The sequence below is a fragment of the Rhodobacter capsulatus genome, assembly GCF_005144475.1.
GTDB classification, from domain to species: Bacteria; Pseudomonadota; Alphaproteobacteria; order Rhodobacterales; family Rhodobacteraceae; genus Rhodobacter; species Rhodobacter capsulatus_C.
The window spans coordinates 1-746 of record NZ_SWJZ01000139.1 but is presented as its reverse complement, the minus strand read 5'-3'; the positions used below and the strand labels follow the sequence as shown (position 1 = coordinate 746).

The 746-nt window shown below is 62.2% G+C and carries 2 protein-coding genes; one reads left to right on the top strand and one right to left on the bottom strand.

What is annotated here, in order from left to right; translation table 11 throughout:
- On the bottom strand, positions 1–182 hold a 182-nt coding region (locus tag FBT96_RS21110; RefSeq protein ID WP_212635419.1), incomplete at its 3' end, for a hypothetical protein.
- 133 nt (positions 183–315) lie between these two features.
- On the opposite strand from FBT96_RS21110, the gene FBT96_RS19620 reads away from it, so the two are divergent.
- On the top strand, positions 316–746 hold a 431-nt coding region (locus FBT96_RS19620; RefSeq protein WP_169583649.1), incomplete at its 3' end, for a UPF0149 family protein.

The following is a 746-nucleotide window of genomic DNA, read 5'->3' as shown; positions in this document are numbered from 1 at the left end:
AGCCGCCCGAAGGCTGCCGAGGGCGAAAGCCCCGAGTTCATCGACCGCGACGACGAGATCCCGTTCTGACGAACGGGGCCTCGGCCAAAGCCCGGCAGGGAAATCTGCCGGGCTTTTCGCTTGGTGCACCCGCGGCTCCACGAGAGGAGATGCGGCAGGTCGTTCGAGGCCAGGTCTCGCATGCATCTGCGTTCAACCGGGGTTTCGGTGCGATGGCGCCCGGGGCTCAAGTCTGCCATTTTGACCACTGCGGCGCCGGCGCGCCGGTCTTGGCACTGCGCCCGGTTTGGCTTTGACGAGGTGGAGGGAAGAACCATGGAATGGCACAGCGACGAGGATTTGAGAAAGCTTGAGGAGGCGCTGATGGCGCTGCCCGAGGAAAACGATCCGATGCTGCTGCCCGAGTTCGACGGGTTCTGTGCCGGTTTGATCACCAGCCCTGAGATGATCCCGCCTTCGGTTTGGCTCGCCAAGGTTTGGGGCGAGGGAGGCGCGCCTGAATTCGAGAGTCTGGCTGACATGCAGGCAACACTCGATCTCCTGATGGCGCATTATAACCGCGTTGCGACCGCGCTGATGATGCCGGGCGAGTATTTCCCGGTGATGGATGAAGACCAGCGTAACGGCGACATCTTGTGGGAATTCTGGATGCTCGGGTTCCTGGCTGCGATGCAGCTCAGGCCCGAGGCGTGGGGAAAAATCGCGGCCAGCAGAAATGTGCGCGCGATCAAGGCGCTCAAGAAAAT